Raw genomic sequence first — 18560 nt, 5'->3', positions numbered from 1 at the left:
GGCCGCCAGCGGCGGCCGGCCCTGACAAAAATCAGGCGGCGGCGGGGGTGGGGCTGGGGAACAGCTCGGCCAGCGGCAACGGGCGGCCGAACAGATAGCCCTGCGCCTCGGCGCAGCCTTCCTCGCGCAGCCGGTCGCGCTGCGCTGGTGTCTCCACCCCTTCGGCCAGCACCGGCACGCCGAGCCCCTGGCCCATATCCAGCACCGCCCGCAGGATGGCCAGCGCCGCCGGGCTCTCGCCGATCTCGCGCATGAAGCTGCGGTCCAGCTTGATCTTGTGGAAGGGGAAGGCGCGCAGCGTCCCCAGCGAGGAATAGCCGGTGCCGAAATCATCCATGGCGATGCCGATGCCCAAGCCCTGCAGCTGCCGCAGCATTTCCAGCGCGCGGGCCATCTCCTGCATCATGGCGCTCTCGGTGATCTCGAGTTCCAGCCGCTGCGGCGGCAGCCCGGTCTCGGCCAGGGTGGCGGCGACCAGGGCGGGCAGCCCCTCATCGCGGAATTGCAGCGGCGAGAGGTTGACCGCCACCTTGCCCAGCCGCGGCTCCGCCGCCGCGGCGGCGCAGGCCTGGCGCAGCGTCCAGGCGCCGAGCGGCAGGATCAGCCCGCTCTCCTCGGCCAGCGGGATGAAATGGTCCGGCGGCACCAGGCCGAGCTGCGGATGGTGCCAGCGCAGCAGCGCCTCATGCCCGCAGAGCTGGCCGCTGGCCAGCACCATCTGCGGCTGGAACACCAGGAAGAACTGCCCCTCGGCCAGCGCCCCGGCCAGGTCCTGCGCCAGCCGCCGACGCTGCTGCAGCCGCGCATCCTGGGCCGCGTCATGGAAGCAGGGCGGCCGCCCCGGCAGCGCCTTGGCGCGCTGCAGCGCGATGTCGGCATAGGCCATCAGCGCCTCCGCCTCGCCCGCATCCTCCGGGTAGAGGGCGGCGCCGATCGCGGCGCCGATGCCGGTGCCGAGCGGGCCCGCCCCGGCCTTGCCGCCCACCGGCACGGTCAGGGCGGCGATGCGCGGCAGCCGCTCCTGCAGCTCGGCCTCGTCGCGGAAGGGCAGCAGGGCGGCGAATTCATCGCCGCCGAGCCGCGCCAGCCCCGCCTCCGGCAGCCGCGCCGCCAGGGCGCGGGCATAGGCGCGCAGCGCCGCATCGCCGGCGGCATGGCCATGCAGCCCGTTCACCGTCTTCAGCCCGTTCAGCCCGAGCCGCAGCAGCGCCAGCCCGTGCCGGCCGCGCGCCTCGGCCAGGGCCTGCTCCAGCATCTCGGCGAAGCGGGCGCGGTTGGGCAGGCCGGTCAGCGCGTCATGCCGCGCCATGTGGTCCAGCCGCGCCTCCTGCGCCCGCTGCGGCCTGAGGTCGCGCAGCACGAAGACGCGGAAGCCCGGCTCCGGCAGCCCCTCGCGCAGCTGCAGCGCCACCTCGATGCGGCTGCCATCCGCATGGCGCAGCCAGCCGGCCTCGCCGGCCTCGGCCATCTCCAGCAGCGCCCCCGGCAGGGGCTGGCCCAGCAGCGCCGCGCGCGTGCGGCCGCACAGCGCCTGGAAGCTGTGATTGGCCTCGACGATGCGCCCCTCCTGCACCACCGCCAGCCCCTCCATCGCCGCATCGGCCAGGCGGCGCAGCCGCTGCTCGCCCTCCTCCTCGGCCCGGCGGTCGATCAGCAGCGCGGCCAGGGCGGCGGCGAAGACCATCAGCGCCACGCTGACCACGGCGAGGCCGAGCGAGGATTCGGCCGAATCCGGGTCCTGCAGCGGCAGCGGCAGCAGCCGGATCGCCGCCATGCCGGTGACATGCAGCGACAGCACCGAGGCGGCCAGCAGCACGCCGCCGCCGAACCAGCCGGCCGGCCCCGGCCGCGCCCGCTTGCCCATCAGCGCCAGCGCGCCGAGCGCCATGCCGAACAGCAGCGAGGCGCCGAGCAGCAGGGGGGAGAAGCGCAGCACCCCGGCATCGCCATAGGCGCTGAGCCCGAGCAGATGCATCGCCCAGGTGCCGAGGCCGAACAGCGCCCCGCCGAGCGGCGCCGCCAGCGCCCAGGGCCCGGCCGCCACCGCCAGCGCCGCGGTGCCCGAGACCACGGCCAGCAGCAGCGAGCCCAGCGTCGGCAGCAGGCGGAAGCCCAGGCCGAAGCCCGGCTGGTAGCCCAGCATGGCGACGAAATGCGTGCACCAGATGCTGGCGCCGACCGCCAGCCCGCCCAGCAGCAGCCAGCCGGCGCGCGCCTCCGGCCGGGCGCGCCGGGCGCGGTGCAGCAGGCCGAGCGAGACGGTGGCGCCGATCAGGCAGAGCAGGGCCGCCGCCAGCAGCAGGACCGGATCATGCTCCTCCGCCAGGCAGGTGTAGATCCGCCGCATCCCGAATGGCCGCTCCGACAGCGCCGGCAATGGCCGCGCTCACGTCTTGAAAGCCGCGACGAATCCTGCGGCCAGGGCGTTCATCGGCCCTCAATCGTAAAAAAGCGAGTAAATTCTCCCAATTTTGTGATGCTTTTGCCAAGATGCGGCCCGCATGACCGCCGCCGCTCCCCCCCGCCTGCCGGATCGCTGGCGCCGCTTCCTGGGCCTGGCGCCGCGCCGCCCGACGGGGCCGCGGCCCTGGCGGCTGTTCGGCTGCGCCGCGCTGCTGCTGCTGGCCCTGCTGGCGGCGCTGCACGCCCTGCTGCAGGCCCGCATCGAATCGGTCGAGGGCCAGCGCGCGCTGCAGCTTTCGGCCGGTGTGACGCGGGTGGTGACGGCGCAGCTCTCCGCCACGCTGGAGCGGGTGGACCGCCGGCTGCAGGCGCTGGCGGCGCTGCCCGCCAGCCGCTTCGTCGACCCGGCCGAGGCCACCGCGCTGCTGCAGGCGGCGCTGCGCGACCTGCCGGAGCTGCGCGGCCTGCTGCTGGCCGATGTGCTGGGCCGGGTGCAGGCCGCCACCGACGAGGCGATGCTGGAGCGCGGCATCGGCGACCGCGACTGGTTCCGCCTGCTGCGCCTGGGCAATGGCCAGGGGAATAATCAGGGGAGTGGCCAAGGGAGCGGCCAGGGGAACAGCCAGGGAAGCGCCCCGGGAAGCGCCCCTGGGCTGCGCAGCGGCGCGCCGGAGGCCGGGCTGTTCCTGGGCCCGCCGGGCGGCGGCAGCCCGGCCATCATCGCGCAGACCGGGCAGTGGAGCATCCCGCTGGCGCGGCCGCTGCCGGGCGTGGCCGGGGCCGGGGCGGCGCCGGGCGGGGTGCGCGGCGCGGTGGTCGCGCTGCTCGACCCGCAGGCGCTGCAGCAGGCGCTGCTGCGCCCGGCCAGCGAATCCTTCGGCGTGACGCTGCGGCTGCACAGCGCCACCGGCCTGCTGCTGGCGCGCAGCGATGGCGGGGCGGGCGGCATCGGCGTGCTGAATGCCAGCGCCTGGCCGTTCCGCTCCTTCCTGCCGCGGCGCGAGAGCGGCCAGTGGGAAGGCCCGGACCAGGAGGGGGTGGAAGGCTATGCCGCCTTCGCCCTGGCCCGGCCGGGGCAGATCGTGGTCGAGGCGGTGCGCCGGCGCGAGGATGCGCTGGCCATGGCCGGCACGGTGCGGCCGCTGGTGCTGGCGGCGCTGCCGGCGCTGGTGCTGCTGGCGCTGGCCGCCTTCTGGCTGATGGCGCGGCAGGCCGATGCGCTGCGCCGCCAGGGCTCCCGCCTGGCCGAGGAGGAGGCGGCGGCGCGCGCCGGCGCCCGCGCCAAGGAGGAATTCCTGGCCGCCATGAGCCATGAGATCCGCACCCCGATGAACGGGGTGATCGGCATGGCCGGGCTGCTGATGGAGACCCCGCTCGAGCCGGTGCAGCGCCGCTATGCCGAGACCATCCGCGGCAGCGCCGAGCATCTCCTGGTGCTGCTGAACGATGTGCTCGACTTCTCCCGCCTCGAATCCGGCGTGGTCGAGCAGGAGCGCATCGCCTTCTCGCCCGAGGCCGAGATCGCCACCATCGCCGAGCTGTTCGCGCCACGTGCCGCCGCCCGCGGGGTGGAACTGCTCTGCGACCTCGGGCCCGGCCTGCCGCGCCGCATGCTGGGCGACCCGGCGCGGCTGCGGCAGATCCTGTTCAACCTGATCGGCAACGCCATCAAGTTCACCGATAGCGGCTGGGTGAAGCTGGAGGTGGAGGCGCTGCCGCTGCCGCGCGCCCCCGGCGCCGAGGGCCCGGCCCCCTGGCGGCTGAGCTGCACCATTTCCGACACCGGCATCGGCCTCGACCCGGCGCGCATCCCGATGCTGTTCGAACGCTTCACCCAGGCCGATGCCTCGATCAGCCGGCGCTATGGCGGCACCGGGCTGGGCCTGGCCATCTGCCGCCGCCTGGCGGAGCAGATGGGGGGCGGCATCGGCGCCGCGCCGCGCCCGGGCGGCGGCAGCCAGTTCCGCTTCCATGTCGAGCTCGGCCTGCTGGAGCCGGCGGTGGCGGAGACCCCGCTGGCCGGCCTGCCGGTGCTGCTGCTGGGCGGCAGCGCCGAGGGCCAGGCGGTGCTGGCGCGCCAGCTGGCGGCGCTGGGCGCCGAGCCACTGGTGGCGGCGGGGGAGGCCGAGGCACGCCATATGCTGGCCGCCGCCGCCCTGGCCGGCCGGCCGGTGCGGCTGGCGCTGCTGCATGGCGCGGCGGCCCGGCCGGTGCCCGAAGGCGCGCCCGGCCCCGATCTGGGCGCCCGGCTGCGCGCCGCGCCGGGCGGGGCGGGGCTGGCGCTGCTCTGCTGCCTGCCGCCGCCGGCGGCGCCGCTGCCCGGCGCCACCCTGCTGCTGCAGCCGAGCCTGCCCGCCCGGCTGCGCGAGGCGGCGCTGCAGGCGCTCTCCGGCGGCGGCGCGCCGGCCGCCGCCGCGCCGATCGCCGCCGCCCCCGCCCCGGCGGGCGCCGAGGGGCCCGGCCCCGCCGTGCTGGTGGTGGATGACAATGCCACCAACCAGGCGGTGATGCAGGCGCTGCTGCAGCGCCAGGGCTGCGCCGTCACCCTGGCCGGCGACGGGGTGGAGGCGGTGGCGCTGGCCGCCGAGACCCGCTTCGACCTGATCCTGATGGACATGCAGATGCCGCGCATGGACGGGCTGGAGGCGACGCAGCGCCTGCGCGCCGCGCCCGGGCCCAACCAGCGCAGCCGCATCATCGGCCTGACCGCCGCGGTCGGGCCCGAGGAGGAGGCGCGCTGCCGCGCCGCCGGCATGGATGACTACCTGACCAAGCCGGTGCAGCGCGCCACGCTGCAGCGGCTGGTCGCCGAGCTGCGCGGCGCGCCCCCTGCGGAGCGCCGCACCGGCTAGGCCCGCGGAGCGGCGCAACGGCCAGGCCCGCGGAGCGGCGCAACGGCCAGGCCCGCGGAGCGGCGCAACAGCTGGGCCCCGCGGAGCGGGGCGCGCCGGCCGGGGCCGGGCGGTGCGGGAGCCTGCGCGGCCGCGTCAGCCGCCGTGGCGGGCGACCAGCGCGGCCAGCTCGGCCAGGGTCTGGCTGGCCTCGCGGTCGAGCCGCGGCAGCATCGAGGGCGGCGGCAGCGGGGTCGCCGGGCTCATCGCCTCGCGGCAGACCGCCTCCAGCCCGCGCGCGCCGATCGCCCCGGCGGCGCCCGCCAGGCCATGCGCGCCGCGCCGGTAGCCATCCAGGTCGCCGGCGGCGGCGGCGGCGCGCATCTCGCGCGCCAGCCGCGCCAGATCGGCCTCGAAGGTGCGCAGCAGGCGCAGGAAGACCTCCTGGGGCAGGTCCTCGGCCAGCTGGCGTGCGATGTCGGGATCCAGGGCGTTCACGGCGCGACCCTCGCAAACCGGGCGGGGCCGGTCAACGCGGCTTGGCCTCGCCACGGCCAGCTGGACAAAGATTCAGCCGGCCACACGCCTCAGCCGCGGCCCTGCTGCGCCTGGTTGGCGCCGCGCAGCGCCAGCTGGGCGCCCAGCGCGCAGCCGGCCATGGTGGCGGCGGTGCCGATGCCGCTGCCCAGCTCCACCGCCCCGGCCAGCAGCGTCATCACCGCGCCGAAGCCCATCTGCAGCGCGCCGACCAGGCCAGAGGCGGTGCCGGCCAGCTGCGGCCGGACGCTGACGGCGGCCGCCACCGCATTGGGCTGCGACACGCCATTGCCCAGCGCCACGACGGTCATCGGCAGGAAGAACACGGCCAGCGACAGCGGCAGCAGCGCCTGGCCCAGCAGCCCGGCCAGCGTGCCCAGGGTGCAGACCAGCAGCCCGGCGCTGAGCATGCGCGCCACGCCGAGCCGCGCCGAATGCCGCCCCGCCACATAGGAGCCGGCGCCGAAGGCCACCGAGATCGCCATGAAGGCGATGGCATAGCCGCGCGGCGAATAGCCCATGCCATCCATCAGCACGCGCGGCGCGCCGGCCATGAAGGCGAAGAACACGCCGGTGGTGCAGGTGGTGATGGCGGCGTAGCAGCGGAAGCTGCGGATGCGCACCAGCTGCAGATAGGCCCGGCCCATGCCGGCCAGCCCCGGCAAGGGCTGCTTCTCGGCCAGGGTTTCCGGCAGCCGCAGCGCCAGCAGCGACAGCGCCGCGCCGAAGCAGACACAGGCCGCCATGGTGCTGCGCCAGCCGAAGGCGGCGGTCAGCTCGGCGCCCAGCAGCGGGGCCATCATCGGCGCCACCGTCATGCCCATCATGACGAAGCCGATCTTGCTGGCCGCCTGGTCGCGCGGGAAGACGTCGCGGATGATGGCGCGCGTCAGCACCATGCCGGCGCAGCCGCCGGCCGCCTGCGCCGCCCGCGCCACCGCCAGCCAGCCGATCGAGGGCGCCAGCAACGCCGCGGCCGAGCCCGCCAGATAGATGACCAGCCCCGCCAGCAGCACCGGCCGCCGTCCGAAGCGGTCCGAGAGCGGGCCATAGATCAGCTGCCCGACGGCGATGCCGATCAGGTAGACGGTCAGCGTCATCTGCGCGCTGGCGTAGGGCACGCCGAAATAGCCGGCCAGCAGCGGCAGGGAGGGGATCAGGATCTGCATGCTGAAGGGGCCGACCCCCATCAGCAGGGTGAGCAGCCAGGTCTCCGGCGCGCGGCGCAGGGCGGGGGGCGGGGTGGGCGGATGCGCGACGGGCGAGGCGGGCGCCGCGCCGGTGGGAAGGTCCTTGGGTGTTTCCGTGGCCAGATCGCGCGGGCTCATCCGATCACAGTATGACCGGCGGCGCCGCCCGGCCAGGGCGGGCGTGCCGGGATGCGGCGCCGAGCCATGCGGCTGGCGCGGGGCTCCCACCCGGCATCCTGCGCTGGGCCGGGGGACACGCCCCCGGCCCTGGCGCTCACCAGCGCAGGCTGCGCAGCGCGGCGATCGGGGTGACGCCCTCGCGCGCCGCCTCCTCGGCCAGGGCCTCGGGCGAGGGGTTCGGGCCGAAATGATTGCCGGCCAGGCCGGTCAGCGCCCAGACCGCATCGATGCCGGCATTGGCCGCGCCCAGCAGGTCGGTGTGCGGGGTGTCGCCGATGGCGACGATCTTCGCCGGCGGCAGCGCCAGCGTCGCCAGCACGGTCTGGTAGACCATGGCGTCTGGCTTGCCGATCTCCAGCACATCGCCGCCCAGCGCCAGATAGACATCGGCCAGCGCGCCGGCGCAGATCAGCTTCTGGCCGGAGACCATCACCGCGCGGTCCGGATTGGTGCAGAGCATCGGCAGCCCGGCGCGCGCGCATTCCATGAGCTCCGCCCGGTAGGGCTCGACGCTTTGCGGGCCGCGCTCCGGCTCGGGGCCGGTGTTGAGCAGGAAATCGGCCTCGGCCGGGCGGGCGGCCAGGGTGATGTCCAGCTCCTCGATCACCGAGAGGTCGCGCTCCGGCCCGATATGGAAGGCGCGCCTGCCGAGGCGGGAGAACCAGGGATGGGTGCGGTCGCGCAGCAGCGTCCAGGCGACCTCGCCCGAGGTCACGATGCCGTCGAACAGCGCGGGCCCGAGCCCCATGCCCTCCAGCTGGCGGCCGACGAACCAGGAGCGGCGCGGCGCATTGGACAGCAGCACGATGCGCTTGCCACGCGCGCGCAGTTCCCGCAGCGCCTCGGGCACCCCGGGATAGGGGGCGGCGCCGTCATGCAGCACGCCCCAGATGTCGAGCACGAAGCCGTCATGGCTCTCGGCCAGCGGGGCCACGCTCTCCAGGATCTTCATCGGGCATCGGCTCCTACGGCCTCGTGGACATGGGCGAAGCCGTCGCGCTGCAGCAGCGCGGCCAGCTCCCGCTTGATGCGCGGCACCAGCACCGGGCCGGCATAGGCGAAGGCGGCGTACATCTGCACCAGCGCGGCGCCGGCGCGGATCTTGGCATAGGCCTGCGCGCCATTGGACACGCCGCCGCAGCCGATCAGCACCAGCCGCCCGGCGGCGAGGCCATAGACGCGCTTCAGCAGCGCGGTGGAGGGCTCGAAGAGCGGCTGGCCGGACAACCCGCCGGTCTCGCCCTTGTGGGCGCTGCGCAGGCTGGCCGGGCGGGCGATGGTGGTGTTGCTGACGATCAGCCCGGCCACGCCATTCGCCACGCAGGTCTCGACCAGGCTCGGCACCGCCTCATCGGCCAGGTCGGGGGCGATCTTGACCAGCACCGGCGGCTGGCGCGGCTGCTCGGCCCGCGTCGCCGCCACGGCGGCCAGGATGGCGGCCAGCTTCGCCTCGCCCTGCAGGTCGCGCAGCCCCGGCGTGTTGGGGGAGGAGACGTTGATGGTGACGTAATCGGCCTGCGGCGCCACGGCGCGGTAGAGGGCGGGGTAGTCGCGCTCCGGCTCCGCGCCCTCCTTGTTGATGCCGATATTGGCGCCGAGCACCGCCGGCAGCGGCCGCCTCAGCGCCGCCAGCCGGGCGGCGAAGGCCGCCACCCCCTCATTGTTCATGCCCATGCGGTTGATCACCGCCGCATCCTCCTCCAGCCGGAACAGGCGCGGCTGGGGGTTGCCCGATTGCGGGCGGGGCGTGGTGGTGCCGGGCTCGACGAAGCCGAAGCCCAGCCGCATCAGCGGCGCCACCGCCACCGCGTCCTTGTCGAAGCCGGCGGCGAGGCCGAGCGGGTTGCGGAAATCCAGGCCGAGGACCTGCGTGGCGAGCACGGGCTCGTCCGGCGCGGTGTCGGCGCCGGCCAGGCCGAGCGCCAGCGCCTTCAGCGCCAGGCGATGCGCGCGTTCGGGATCGAAGCCGCGCATCAGCGGCATGAGGGCGGAGGCGAGGGCAGGGGTCATGGCGCCCCGCTTGTGCCCCGCCCCGCCGCGCAAGGGAAGGCCCCGCGCGGCGGGGCGGCCATGTCGGCGGCGGGGCGATTGACGCGCCGCGCGGCGCGGATGAGAAGCCGTCCAGGGCCGGCGCGGCCCGGGCGGGGGCCCGGGCCAGGGCGCGACGAGGGGATGGACACGTGCAGGGACCGCTGCTGCTGCTGCTGGCGCTCGGGCTGTTCGCGGCGCTGGACGCCAACAGCAAGCTGCTGGCCGGCGCCTATCCGGCGGCGCAGGTGGTGCTGATCCGCCATCTGGTGCTGCTGGCGCTGCTGTTCGGCGCGCGGGCGCTGCGGCCGGGCCTGGGCGGGCCGCTCGGCACCGCGCATCCGGGGCTGCACCTGCTGCGGGCGCTGGCCATGCTGGGCTCTGCCGTCGGCTTCTTCCAGGCGCTGCGCGAGATCCCGCTGGCCGAGGGCTATCTGGTCTATTTCACCGCCCCCTTCATGACCCTCGCCCTGGCCGCGCTGGTGCTGGGCGAGACCCTGCCGCGCCGCGTCTGGCTGTGGAGCGGGGTCGGCTTCCTCGGCATCGTCGTCGCCATGGCGCCGGGTCTGTCGGCGGGCGGCAGCCTGCTGGCCTATCTCTACGCGCTGTTCGGCACCGCCAGCTACGCCACCGTGCTGACCATCAACCGCTATCTGCGCGACGAGCCCGGCATCGCCCGGCTGATCCTCTGGTCCTCGGTGCCCGGGGCGCTGCTGCTGCTGCCCTTCGCCGGCAGCGGCTGGGTGGCGCCGGGCGGGCTGGATTTGCTGGCGCTGTCGGTGAACGGCGTCTTCGCCGGCGCGGCCACCATCTGCCTGGCCGCCGCCTTCCGCCGCGCCAGCGTGGCGCAGCTGGCGCCGCTGGAATTCAGCGCCCTGCTCTGGGCCGTGCTGGCGGATTTCGCCATCTGGGGCGTGCTGCCGGCGCTGACGACGCTGGTCGGCGCCGCCATCGTCATCCTCGCCTGCCTCATGAACCACCGTTGATCTGTCGGCTGCCGGTCAGGGCCGGGACGGGAGGGGCGGTATTTGGGGGGGATGCTCCGGCCCAGGGTGGCGGGGTGACGGGCGGCGGATGGGCGGAACCGGGCGATTCCTGTGGCGCCCGGTGGAGGGCTGCTCGCCCGGCCGCGCCGCATCGGCAAATGGCGCTGGCCCGCAGCGCCCCACCTGACCGGTCGCGCAGCGTCAGCCCGCAGCGTCCCGCTTCAACGGGAGACGGCGGCAGCCCGAAAAAAAGTCCCGCCTCACCGGGAGACGGCGGCAGCCTGACAAATTAACGGCGGGGGCCGGCTTCGTTGAGGGCGAGGTTCTGGGCGGCGAGGTCGGCGGCGATGCTGTCCGGCGCCACGGCGATGGCGCGCTGCCAGTCCTCCTTGGCGCCGGCGGTGTCGCCCTTCAGCTGGCGCAGGATGCCGCGCTCCAGGAAGGCCTCGGCATTGCGCGGGTCGAGCTCCAGGGCGCGCTGGATGTCGCGCTGGGCCTCCTCGGTGCGGTCCAGGTGGCGCAGCGCGGCGGCGCGGAAGACGAAGGCCTCCGACCGGTTCGGGTCGGTGGCGATGGCGTGGTTGAGGTCTTCCAGCGCCTCGGTGTAGCGGCCCATGGCGCCGGCGGCGGTGGCGCGGTCCACCAGCAGGGCGGTGTCCTCGGGCATCAGCGACAGGGCCAGGGTGGAGGCGCCATAGGCGCGGGCGGTGTCGCCCGCCATCATCCAGGCCTGGGAGGCCTGGGCATAGATCGCGGCGCGGGCCGGGTTGCCGGCGCTGGAGCCGCCGGCCAGGCGCTCCAGCCGCGGCGCGGCGCGCTCCGGCTCGCCCAGCGCCAGCAGGCCGAGCGCCAGGCAGTGCCGGGCGGGATCGCCGCCGCCCTTCTGCTCCCATTCCATGGCGCGGTTCAGCGCGCCCTCCGGGTCGTTGCGCAGCAGGTCGAGGCAGGCCTCGTATTCGGCGCTGTCGGACAGGCGCGGCGGTTCGGGCGGCACCGGCAGGGCGACGGCGCCCGGCGGGCTGGCCGAGGCGGCGGCGGGCGGCTGGCCGGCGGCGGGGAGGCTGGCGGCGGGGGGGCTGGCAGCGGGGGCGCCGGGCGGCGGGGCGTTGGCGGCCCCGGATGCCGGCGCGGTCGCGGCCCCGTTGCCGCCGGGCCGGGCGGGCTCGGCCGCCTCGGGCATGGTGGGGGCGTGCAGCAGGAAGGCACCGCCGGCAAGCGCGGTCAGCGTGGCGGCGGCGAACACGCCCAGCAGCGCGTTGCGGAGGGGGGCTCGCATGGCCGCCACTCTAGCCCCGCGCGCGCATCCGCGCCACATCCCCTCCATGACAGGGCGGAGAGGGCGATGCTGCTGATCCTGGGGCTGGGCTTTGCCGGGCGCGCGGCGGCGCGGGCGGCGCGGGCGGCGGGCTGGCAGGTGGCCGGCACGATGCGCGCGCCGCGGCCGGAGGCGGCGCCCGAGGGGGTGGCGCTGCTGCCCTTCGCGGAGGCCGCGCCGGCGATCGCCGAGGCCACGCATCTCCTGGTCACCGCCGGGCCGGAGCAGGCGGGAGAGGATCCGGTGCTGGCGGCGCATGGCGCCGCGCTGGCCGCGGCGCCGCGGCTGCGCTGGGTCGGCTATCTCTCCACCACCGGGGTCTATGGCGACCATGGCGGCGGCTGGGTGGAGGAGGACACGCCCCCCGCCCCGGGGCAGGAGCGCTCCCGCCGCCGGCTGGCGGCGGAGGAAGGCTGGCGGCGGCTGGCGGAGCGGCGCGGCCTGTCGCTCGACCTGATGCGCTGCGCCGGCATCTATGGCCCCGGCCGCAGCGCGCTGGACGAGCTGCGCGCCGGGCGGGCCCGGCGGGTGGACCGGCCCGGGCACCTGTTCTCGCGCATCCATGTCGAGGACATCGCCCGCGCCGTGCTGGCCGCCGCGGCGCGGCCGGCCCCGGGGTCGCCAGGGGCGGCGCGGGTGCTGCACCTGGCCGACGATTTGCCGGCCGCCAATGCCGATGTGGTGGCGGAGGCGGCGCGGCTGCTCGGCCTGGCGCCGCCGCCGCTGACCCCCTTCGAGACGGCCTGGGCGGCGATGTCGCCCATGGCGCGCAGCTTCTGGGCGGAGAACCGCCGCATCTCCAGCGCCCGCACCCAGGCGATGCTGGGGCTGGTCTGGCGCCATCCGAGCTACCGGGAGGGGCTGCGCGCCGTGCTGCGGGCGGAGCGGCAGGGCGCGGCTTAACGCGGCGCTTGCCAAGACCGTGCTGGACTGCACGGGGCGCCCCTGCGCTGGGCTCGGATCAGCCGTGCCCTCACGAAATCCTGCATTTTCCAGGGGGCTGGAGTAAGAAGGGCGGCCATGGACACACGGCAGACCCTGCGCGCGCATTGCACGCAGCAGCTCGATACGCTTCGCGCCGAAGGCCGCTACCGCGACTTCGCGCGGCTGGAGAAACTGGCCGATCGCTTCCCGGTCTATCGCTGGCACCAGCCCGGGGCCGGGCCGGGCGGGGCCGATGCGGCGCGCGAGATCGTGGTCTGGTCCTCGAACGACTATCTCGGCATGGGGGTGCACCCCGTGGTGCGCCAGGCGGCGGCCGAGGCCGCTGCCCGGCACGGCGCCGGCGCCGGCGGCACCCGCAACATCTCCGGCACCTCGCCGCTGCACACCGACCTCGAGGCCGAGCTGGCCGACTGGCATGGCAAGAAGGCGGCGCTGCTGTTCGGCAGCGGCTACATGGCGAACCAGGCCGCGCTCTCCGCCCTGCTGGCGGCGCTGCCGGGCATGGAGGTGTTCTCGGACGCCATGAACCATGCCTCGATGATCGACGGCATGCGGCGCAGCGGCGCCCGGCGCCATATCTGGCGGCACAACGACCTCGGCCATCTGGAGGAACTTCTGGCGGCTTCCGACCCGGCCACGCCCAAGATGATCGCCTTCGAGAGCGTCTATTCGATGGAGGGCGATGTCGCGCCGCTGCACGCCATCTGCGACCTGGCCGAGCGCCATGGCGCCATCACCTATCTGGACGAGGTGCATGCGGTCGGCCTCTACGGGCCCGAGGGCGCCGGCATCGCCGAGCGCGACGGCGCCAGCGCCCGCATCGACGTGATCGAGGGCACGCTGTCCAAGGGCATCGGCTGCTATGGCGGCTACATCGCCGGCGAGGCGGACCTCGTGGACTATGTCCGCTCGGTCGCCGGCGGGCTGATCTTCACCACCGCCCTGCCGCCCACCACCCTGGCGGCGACGCTGGCCAGCATCCGGCAGATCCGCGCCGATGCGGCGCTGCGCGCCAGCCTGGCGTCGCGCGCCCAGGCGCTGAAGGCGGCGCTGGACAAGGCCGGCCTGCCGCGCCTGCCGAGCGAGAGCCATATCGTGCCGATCCCGGTCCCCGGGGCGGCGCGCTGCCGGGCGGTGGCGCGGCGGCTGCTGGAGCGGCACGGGCTCTACATCACCCCGATCAACTACCCGACCGTGCCGCGCGGGACGGAGCGGCTGCGGCTCTGCGCCACGCCGCACCACAGCGATGCGATGGTCGAACAGCTGGTGGGCGCGCTGCAGGAGGTGCTCTCCCTGGCCGAGGCGGCCTGACGCCACAGGCCGGACCGCGGGGCGGCGCCTGTTGCGCCGGCTTGCGAGTTGCAGCGATGCGTAACCGGGCGCTGCCGAGGCGCCCGGCCGCGCCTATCTCCTCCGGGCCGGGAGCCATCCCTTGCTGAGGAGGACCGCCTCATGAACTCGGCACGACCCATCTCCGGCGGGGCCAGGGCCCCGCACCCCGCCCGCTGGCGCGCCCTGGCCCTGGCGGCCGGGCTGCTGGCCGGCCTGGCCGCCGCCCCGGGCCTGGCCCTGGCGGCCGATGTGAACAAGGGGCCGCTGAGCGACCCCGGCCCGCTCGACATCCCGATGCCGGTGACCCGGGCGCATGAGCTGGCGCATGGCGGCGGCGTGCTGCCCGGCCCGGCGGGGCGCAACGCCTCGGCCGAGGGCGATCCGCGCGCCGTGCCGATGGCGGTCAGCCGCTACCACGACCCCGCCGATGCGGTGAGCGGCTGAGGCCGGATCGGCGGCGGCGGCCGGGACCCCCGGCCGCCGCCCGCCTGGCCTCAGCCATAGCCCGCCAGGCGCGGCAGCCAGAGCGCGATGTCGGGGAAGGCGATGATCAGCCCGGTGCCGAGCGCCAGCATCAGCATGTAGGGGATGATGGCCTGGTTGACCTCGGCCAGCGGCGCGCCGGTGATCGCCTTGATGACCACCAGGTTCATCGCCACGGGCGGCGAGATCAGCGCCATCTCCAGGCTCAGCGTCAGCAGCACGCCGTACCAGACCTTGTCGATGCCGAGCTGCGTCAGCACCGGCAGGATCGCCGGCATGGTCAGCAGGATGATCGAGAAGCTCTCCAGCACCAGGCCGAGCACGAAGAGCAGCACCATCATGACGATCAGGAAGCCGGTGCGCGACAGGCCCCATTCCAGCACCAGCTCGGTCAGCTCCTGCGGCACGCGCAGCTTGGTCAGCATGTAGCCATAGATGGCGGCGGCGGCGATGATCAGCAGCAGCATGGCGGAGGTGCGCGTCGCCTCGCCGAAACCGTCCAGCAGGTCGCGCCAGCGCAGGCTGCGATAGATCAGGGCGGCGATCAGGATGGCGTAGAGCGTGCCGGTGCCGGCCGCCTCGGTCGCCGTGAAGATGCCCATATAGATACCGCCGAGCACGAAGATCGGCAGCGACAGGCTCCAGCCGGCGCGCATCAGCGAGAAATTCTCGAGCCCCGCGCCATGCACCTCGCCCTGCGCCTCGCCCGGCGCGGCCGCGCTGGGTGCCACGGCGCGCTTCTCGGTGAGGAAGCAGTAGAGGGCGAACATCAGCGCCATCATCAGCCCGGGCACCACGCCGGCCAGGAACAGCGCGCCGACGCTGGTCTCGGTGACATAGGCGTAGAGCACCATCGGCGCCGAGGGCGGGATCAGGATGCCGAGCGTGCCGCCGCCCGCCACCACGCCGAAGGCGCCCTTGCGGCTCATGCCGTAGCGCAGCATCTGCGGGATGGCGATCTTGCCGACCGTCAGCGCGGTCGCCACCGAGGAGCCGGAGATGGCGGCGAAGATGGTGCAGGCGGCGACGGTGGCGATGCCGACCCCGCCGCGCACGCCGCGCAGCAGGGCGAAGGCGGCGCCGTAGAGATCGTCCACCACGCGCCCGCGCACCATCACATGCGCCATCAGCATGAAGAGCGGGATGGCCACCAGCAGGTAGCCGTCGAGCTGGCCGATCACCAGCTCGCCCAGCGCGGGCAGGCTGCCCTCCACCCAGACCAGCACGGCCAGCGGCAGCAGGAACAGCGCCGCGAACATCGGCATGCCGAGATAGAGCACGACGAACAGCGCCGCGAGCAGGGCCAGGAAGGTCATGGCGGGTCCTCAGGAAGGCGGGGCCGGGGCGCGCCCGCGGGATCTGCGGCGCGGCGCGCGCCCCGGTGGTGGGGTCCGGCGCGCGGGTCACGCCAGGCGGCGCGACCGCCCGCCGCGATGCCGGGTGGAGCGATGCGGGGCCGGGCGGCCCGGGCTCATTCGCCGCGCGCCAGCGTGTCGCGCGGCAGCTCCTCGCTGCCATCGGGCAGGTAGTCTGGCGCCTGGCCGAGGGCGAGCTGCAGCGACTGCGCCAGCGCCACCAGCATCAGCAGCGCCGCACCCAGCGGCAGCAGCGCCTGGATCCACCAGACCGGCACGCCCTCGATCTCGGTCATCACGCCGATCATGCGGCTGAATTCCACCGTCTCCAGCCCCGCCTGCAGCAGGATGCCGGCGACGAGGGCGACCGAGAGGGTGGAGAGCAGCCGGGCGCCATGCGCGGCGCGGCCCTTCAGGCGGCCGGTCAGCACATCGACGCCGATATGCTCGAAGCGGCGCTGCGCCTCGGGCGCGGCCAGCATGACAAGGGCGACCACCAGCCAGCCCGCCGCCTTGTCGATCCAGGGCTGCGGCTGGCCGAGCAGGTAGCGCGCGGCGACCGACCAGCAGATCAGCGCCAGGCAGAGCAGCGTCGCCACCCCGCCCAGCGCGGCGGCGCCGAGCGCCACCCAGCGGGCCAGGGCGGCGATGGCGCGGGCCAGGCCGCTCACAGCGCGCGCAGCGTCTCGATGGCGCGCGCCCCGTTCTCCGGCGCCAGGCGCAGGAAGGCGTCGACCACCGGCTTCTGCATGGCAGCGCTCCAGGCCTCGCGCTCGGCGGCGCTCTGCTCATGCACGGTCATGCCGCGCTGCTTCAGCTCGGCCAGGGCATGCGCCGCCACCTCCTCGGTCAGCGGCATCTGGTCGCGCTCGGCCTGCGCCGCCTCTTCCTGGATCAGGCTGCGATGCTCGGGGCGCAGCCCGTCGAACCAGCGCGGATTCACATAGACATGGGTGAAGACGCAGAACCAGGGCGTCACCGTGCCGAATTTCTGGAACTCGTAGAAGCGGCGGGAGACGGCGGCGGAGATGTCGGTCAGCCCCGCATCCAGCACGCCGGATTGCAGCGCCTGCGGCACCTCCGGCCCCGGCATGGAGGAGGGGGCGGCGCCCACCGCGGTCAGCGCATGGTCGGTCAGCGCGTTCAGCCCGCGGATCTTCAGGCCGCGGAAATCCTCGGTGCTGACGATCGGCTTGCGGTTGCTGGTGAAGATCGCCTGGCGCGTGGTGTAGAGCCACATCAGGTTGCGCACCGCGCGCTTCTGCAGCAGCCCCTCCAGGAACTGCGCCGCCGGGGAGCCGGGGAATTTGCGGATCCGCTCCAGCTCGGTGAACAGATAGGGCAGGGTCAGCACGTTCATTTCCGGGAGCGTGTTGCCCCACTGGAAATTCACCGCCGCCGCCGCCTCGAAGGCGCCGCGCGCCACGGCGGGGAAATTCTCGCCGGCGCGGGCCAGCTGCTCGGCCGGGAAGACCTGCACATCGATCGCGCCCTGGCTCTTCGCCTTCACCCGCTCGGCGAAGGCGGCCAGGATGGTGGCGTGCTGGTGGCTGGGCGGAAACTGGTGCGACAGCCGCATGGTGACGGCGGCGGCGCGGCTCTGGGCCAGGCCAGGGCGGGCCAGGGCGAGCGGCGCGGCCAGCGCCCCGGCGCCGGCCAGCAGCAGGTTGCGGCGTTGCATGGACGTTTCTTCCCTTCCCTCGGCGTGGCCCCCGGTGTGCGGTGGCGGCGCGGCAGGGTCAAGGCCGGCCTTGCTCATTTCCGGCAAGGCAGACCCGACCCTTCTGCATGTTTATTGCCCGAGGGGAGGGCGCCGCGCAATGAGCGCCATGCGGCGCGGCGCCGCGCCCGGCCTCAGCCGCGCTTGCGCACGGCGATGCCGATCGAGGTCACCACATGCCCCGCCGCCTGCAGCTTCAGATGCGGCGAGGAATAGGGCGGCGTGTCGACATAGACATCGGCCAGCGCATGGCCGGGATGGAAGTTCAGCGGCCAGACCTCATGCCCCTCGGCGGTCAGGCGGCTGGCCAGGCCCTCGATGTCGCGCTTGCGGAACAGGCTGAGGCTGCGCGCCTCCAGCGTCTCCTCATTGCTGCCGAGGTTGAATTCGGTGGTGTGCAAGGCGAGGCCGCCCGGGCGCAGCGTGGCCAGGCTGGCGCGGATGAAGTCGAGCCCATGCGCCAGCGAGCCCAGATGCTCCAGCGCGCAGGCCGACCAGCAGACATCATAGCCGCGCAGATCATCGGGGATGGCGTTCATGTCGACCTGGCGGAAGGAGACCAGCTGGAGAAAACGCTCGCGGTCGATCAGGTCGCGATGATGCAGCTGGTCGAGCGAGGCGCTGTATTGCTGGCTGCTGGACCAGCCCTGGCCGGCCACCGCCTCGGGCGGGGCGTCGCTGGCGGTGACCGAGAGGCCGAGCCCGGCCAGCACGCAGGGCAGCCGCTCCCGCCCATTGCCGAAGCCCAGCGCGCGCAGCCCGGGGCGCAGCATGCCGGCCTTCTCCAGCGCCGCCAGGATCCAGGCGAATTCCCACTGCTTGCGGTGCTGGCGCGGCGCCACCTTCATCAGCCTGCACCAGCGCGCATGCTCCGGCCCCTGCAGCTGCGCCGCGGTGCAGAGCTGCGTCACCGGGTCGGCCAGGCCGGGCTCGGCGAAGCGCCAGGGCACGGCGCGGTCGGCGGGCGGCTGCAGCATGAAGAGCGGCATCGCATAGCCGGCGCTGTGGCGCAGCGCGGCGCGGTAGAGGCGGCCGAATTCCTCGCTGCGGAACAGCGTCTCGCGCAGCGCCTTCTGCGTCGGCAGCTGGCGCAGCGCGGCCAGCTCCGCCGCGTCGCGCGGGCCGCGATCCAGCAGGAAGCGCAGCATGGCGCCGACCTGGTCGGCCGAGAGGACCGGCGGCCCTTCGCCGGCATCCGGCGCCAGGACAGGGGGGCGGGGAAGGGAGGTCGTTTCCATCCCGGCATTATGCCGGA

15 protein-coding genes are annotated in these 18560 nt (G+C 74.7%); 5 read left to right on the top strand and 10 right to left on the bottom strand.

Features of this window, described 5'->3' with window-relative positions; translation table 11 throughout:
* Positions 1-31: 31 nt before the first annotated feature.
* The gene (locus QE401_RS14835; RefSeq protein WP_307138941.1) at positions 32-2347 is read right to left on the bottom strand and encodes a bifunctional diguanylate cyclase/phosphodiesterase; all 2316 of its coding nucleotides are present in this window, start codon (positions 2345-2347) and stop codon (positions 32-34) included.
* A gap of 154 nt (positions 2348-2501) precedes the next feature.
* Here QE401_RS14835 and QE401_RS14830 point away from each other — a divergent pair, with 154 nt between their 5' ends.
* A complete protein-coding gene (locus QE401_RS14830; protein ID WP_307138940.1) occupies positions 2502-5255 on the top strand; it encodes an ATP-binding protein in 2754 nt (917 codons plus the stop codon).
* Positions 5256-5390: 135 nt separating this feature from the next.
* Here QE401_RS14830 and QE401_RS14825 read toward each other — a convergent pair whose 3' ends face one another.
* The 4 genes from QE401_RS14825 to QE401_RS14810 form a co-directional block, all read right to left on the bottom strand.
* Positions 5391-5732 (bottom strand): Hpt domain-containing protein, encoded by a 342-nt coding sequence (locus QE401_RS14825; protein ID WP_307138939.1) that lies wholly within the window; start codon positions 5730-5732, stop codon positions 5391-5393.
* 89 nt (positions 5733-5821) lie between these two features.
* The gene (locus QE401_RS14820) at positions 5822-7099 is read right to left on the bottom strand and encodes a multidrug effflux MFS transporter (protein ID WP_307138938.1); all 1278 of its coding nucleotides are present in this window, start codon (positions 7097-7099) and stop codon (positions 5822-5824) included.
* A gap of 136 nt (positions 7100-7235) precedes the next feature.
* Positions 7236-8093 carry a TIGR01459 family HAD-type hydrolase gene (locus QE401_RS14815; RefSeq protein WP_307138937.1) on the bottom strand — a complete coding sequence of 286 codons (858 nt, stop codon included), beginning with the start codon at positions 8091-8093 and terminating at the stop codon, positions 7236-7238.
* Positions 8090-9151: a quinone-dependent dihydroorotate dehydrogenase gene (locus tag QE401_RS14810; protein WP_307138936.1), complete on the bottom strand. Its 1062-nt coding sequence runs from the start codon at positions 9149-9151 to the stop codon at positions 8090-8092. Before QE401_RS14810 ends, QE401_RS14815 begins: the two co-directional genes overlap by 4 nt.
* Before the next feature lie 170 nt (positions 9152-9321).
* On the opposite strand from QE401_RS14810, the gene QE401_RS14805 reads away from it, so the two are divergent.
* Complete coding sequence (locus QE401_RS14805; RefSeq protein WP_307138935.1) at positions 9322-10155, top strand: DMT family transporter; 834 nt, start codon at positions 9322-9324, stop codon at positions 10153-10155.
* Positions 10156-10444: 289 nt separating this feature from the next.
* On the opposite strand, the gene QE401_RS14800 is transcribed toward QE401_RS14805, so the two are convergent.
* On the bottom strand, positions 10445-11431 hold the full coding sequence (locus QE401_RS14800; protein ID WP_307138934.1) for a tetratricopeptide repeat protein: 987 nt from the start codon (positions 11429-11431) through the stop codon (positions 10445-10447).
* A gap of 66 nt (positions 11432-11497) precedes the next feature.
* On the opposite strand from QE401_RS14800, the gene QE401_RS14795 reads away from it, so the two are divergent.
* The 3 genes from QE401_RS14795 to QE401_RS14785 all read left to right on the top strand — a co-directional run bounded on the left by QE401_RS14795 (position 11498) and on the right by QE401_RS14785 (position 14191).
* Positions 11498-12373 carry an NAD-dependent epimerase/dehydratase family protein gene (locus QE401_RS14795; protein WP_307138933.1) on the top strand — a complete coding sequence of 292 codons (876 nt, stop codon included), beginning with the start codon at positions 11498-11500 and terminating at the stop codon, positions 12371-12373.
* A 117-nt stretch (positions 12374-12490) separates the two neighbouring features.
* On the top strand, positions 12491-13726 hold the full coding sequence (gene hemA, locus QE401_RS14790) for a 5-aminolevulinate synthase (RefSeq protein ID WP_307138932.1): 1236 nt from the start codon (positions 12491-12493) through the stop codon (positions 13724-13726).
* Between the two features lie 141 nt (positions 13727-13867).
* Complete coding sequence (locus QE401_RS14785; RefSeq protein WP_307138931.1) at positions 13868-14191, top strand: hypothetical protein; 324 nt, start codon at positions 13868-13870, stop codon at positions 14189-14191.
* A 50-nt stretch (positions 14192-14241) separates the two neighbouring features.
* Here the strand turns inward: QE401_RS14785 and QE401_RS14780 are convergent, their stop codons facing one another.
* The 4 genes from QE401_RS14780 to QE401_RS14765 all read right to left on the bottom strand — a co-directional run bounded on the left by QE401_RS14780 (position 14242) and on the right by QE401_RS14765 (position 18543).
* Positions 14242-15546, bottom strand: coding sequence for a TRAP transporter large permease (locus QE401_RS14780; protein WP_307138930.1), 1305 nt, complete (start codon positions 15544-15546; stop codon positions 14242-14244).
* 155 nt (positions 15547-15701) lie between these two features.
* Positions 15702-16256: a TRAP transporter small permease gene (locus QE401_RS14775; protein WP_307138929.1), complete on the bottom strand. Its 555-nt coding sequence runs from the start codon at positions 16254-16256 to the stop codon at positions 15702-15704.
* A complete protein-coding gene (locus QE401_RS14770) occupies positions 16253-17266 on the bottom strand; it encodes a TRAP transporter substrate-binding protein (RefSeq protein WP_307138928.1) in 1014 nt (337 codons plus the stop codon). Before QE401_RS14770 ends, QE401_RS14775 begins: the two co-directional genes overlap by 4 nt.
* A 173-nt stretch (positions 17267-17439) precedes the next feature.
* Positions 17440-18543, bottom strand: coding sequence for a class I SAM-dependent methyltransferase (locus tag QE401_RS14765; protein ID WP_307138927.1), 1104 nt, complete (start codon positions 18541-18543; stop codon positions 17440-17442).
* Between the last annotated feature and the right edge of the window lie 17 nt (positions 18544-18560).

Origin of the sequence: Pseudoroseomonas cervicalis (genome assembly GCF_030818485.1) — a bacterium.
Lineage (GTDB): Bacteria > Pseudomonadota > Alphaproteobacteria > Acetobacterales > Acetobacteraceae > Pseudoroseomonas > Pseudoroseomonas cervicalis_A.
Note: the sequence above shows the minus strand (reverse complement) of the source record. Positions and strands in the feature narration are given on the sequence as shown.

Excerpts from the sequence above, each read along its gene's own strand:
- QE401_RS14785 (WP_307138931.1), top strand. The coding sequence starts at position 13,868 with ATGAACTCGGCACGACCCATCTCCGGCGGGGCCAGGGCCCCGCACCCC.
- QE401_RS14800 (WP_307138934.1), bottom strand. The coding sequence starts at position 11,431 with ATGCGAGCCCCCCTCCGCAACGCGCTGCTGGGCGTGTTCGCCGCCGCC.
- QE401_RS14795 (WP_307138933.1), top strand. The coding sequence starts at position 11,498 with ATGCTGCTGATCCTGGGGCTGGGCTTTGCCGGGCGCGCGGCGGCGCGG.
- QE401_RS14765 (WP_307138927.1), bottom strand. The coding sequence starts at position 18,543 with ATGGAAACGACCTCCCTTCCCCGCCCCCCTGTCCTGGCGCCGGATGCC.
- hemA (WP_307138932.1), top strand. The coding sequence starts at position 12,491 with ATGGACACACGGCAGACCCTGCGCGCGCATTGCACGCAGCAGCTCGAT.
- QE401_RS14810 (WP_307138936.1), bottom strand. The coding sequence starts at position 9,151 with ATGACCCCTGCCCTCGCCTCCGCCCTCATGCCGCTGATGCGCGGCTTC.
- QE401_RS14835 (WP_307138941.1), bottom strand. The coding sequence starts at position 2,347 with ATGCGGCGGATCTACACCTGCCTGGCGGAGGAGCATGATCCGGTCCTG.
- QE401_RS14820 (WP_307138938.1), bottom strand. The coding sequence starts at position 7,099 with ATGAGCCCGCGCGATCTGGCCACGGAAACACCCAAGGACCTTCCCACC.
- QE401_RS14780 (WP_307138930.1), bottom strand. The coding sequence starts at position 15,546 with ATGACCTTCCTGGCCCTGCTCGCGGCGCTGTTCGTCGTGCTCTATCTC.
- QE401_RS14830 (WP_307138940.1), top strand. The coding sequence starts at position 2,502 with ATGACCGCCGCCGCTCCCCCCCGCCTGCCGGATCGCTGGCGCCGCTTC.
- QE401_RS14815 (WP_307138937.1), bottom strand. The coding sequence starts at position 8,093 with ATGAAGATCCTGGAGAGCGTGGCCCCGCTGGCCGAGAGCCATGACGGC.
- QE401_RS14770 (WP_307138928.1), bottom strand. The coding sequence starts at position 17,266 with ATGCAACGCCGCAACCTGCTGCTGGCCGGCGCCGGGGCGCTGGCCGCG.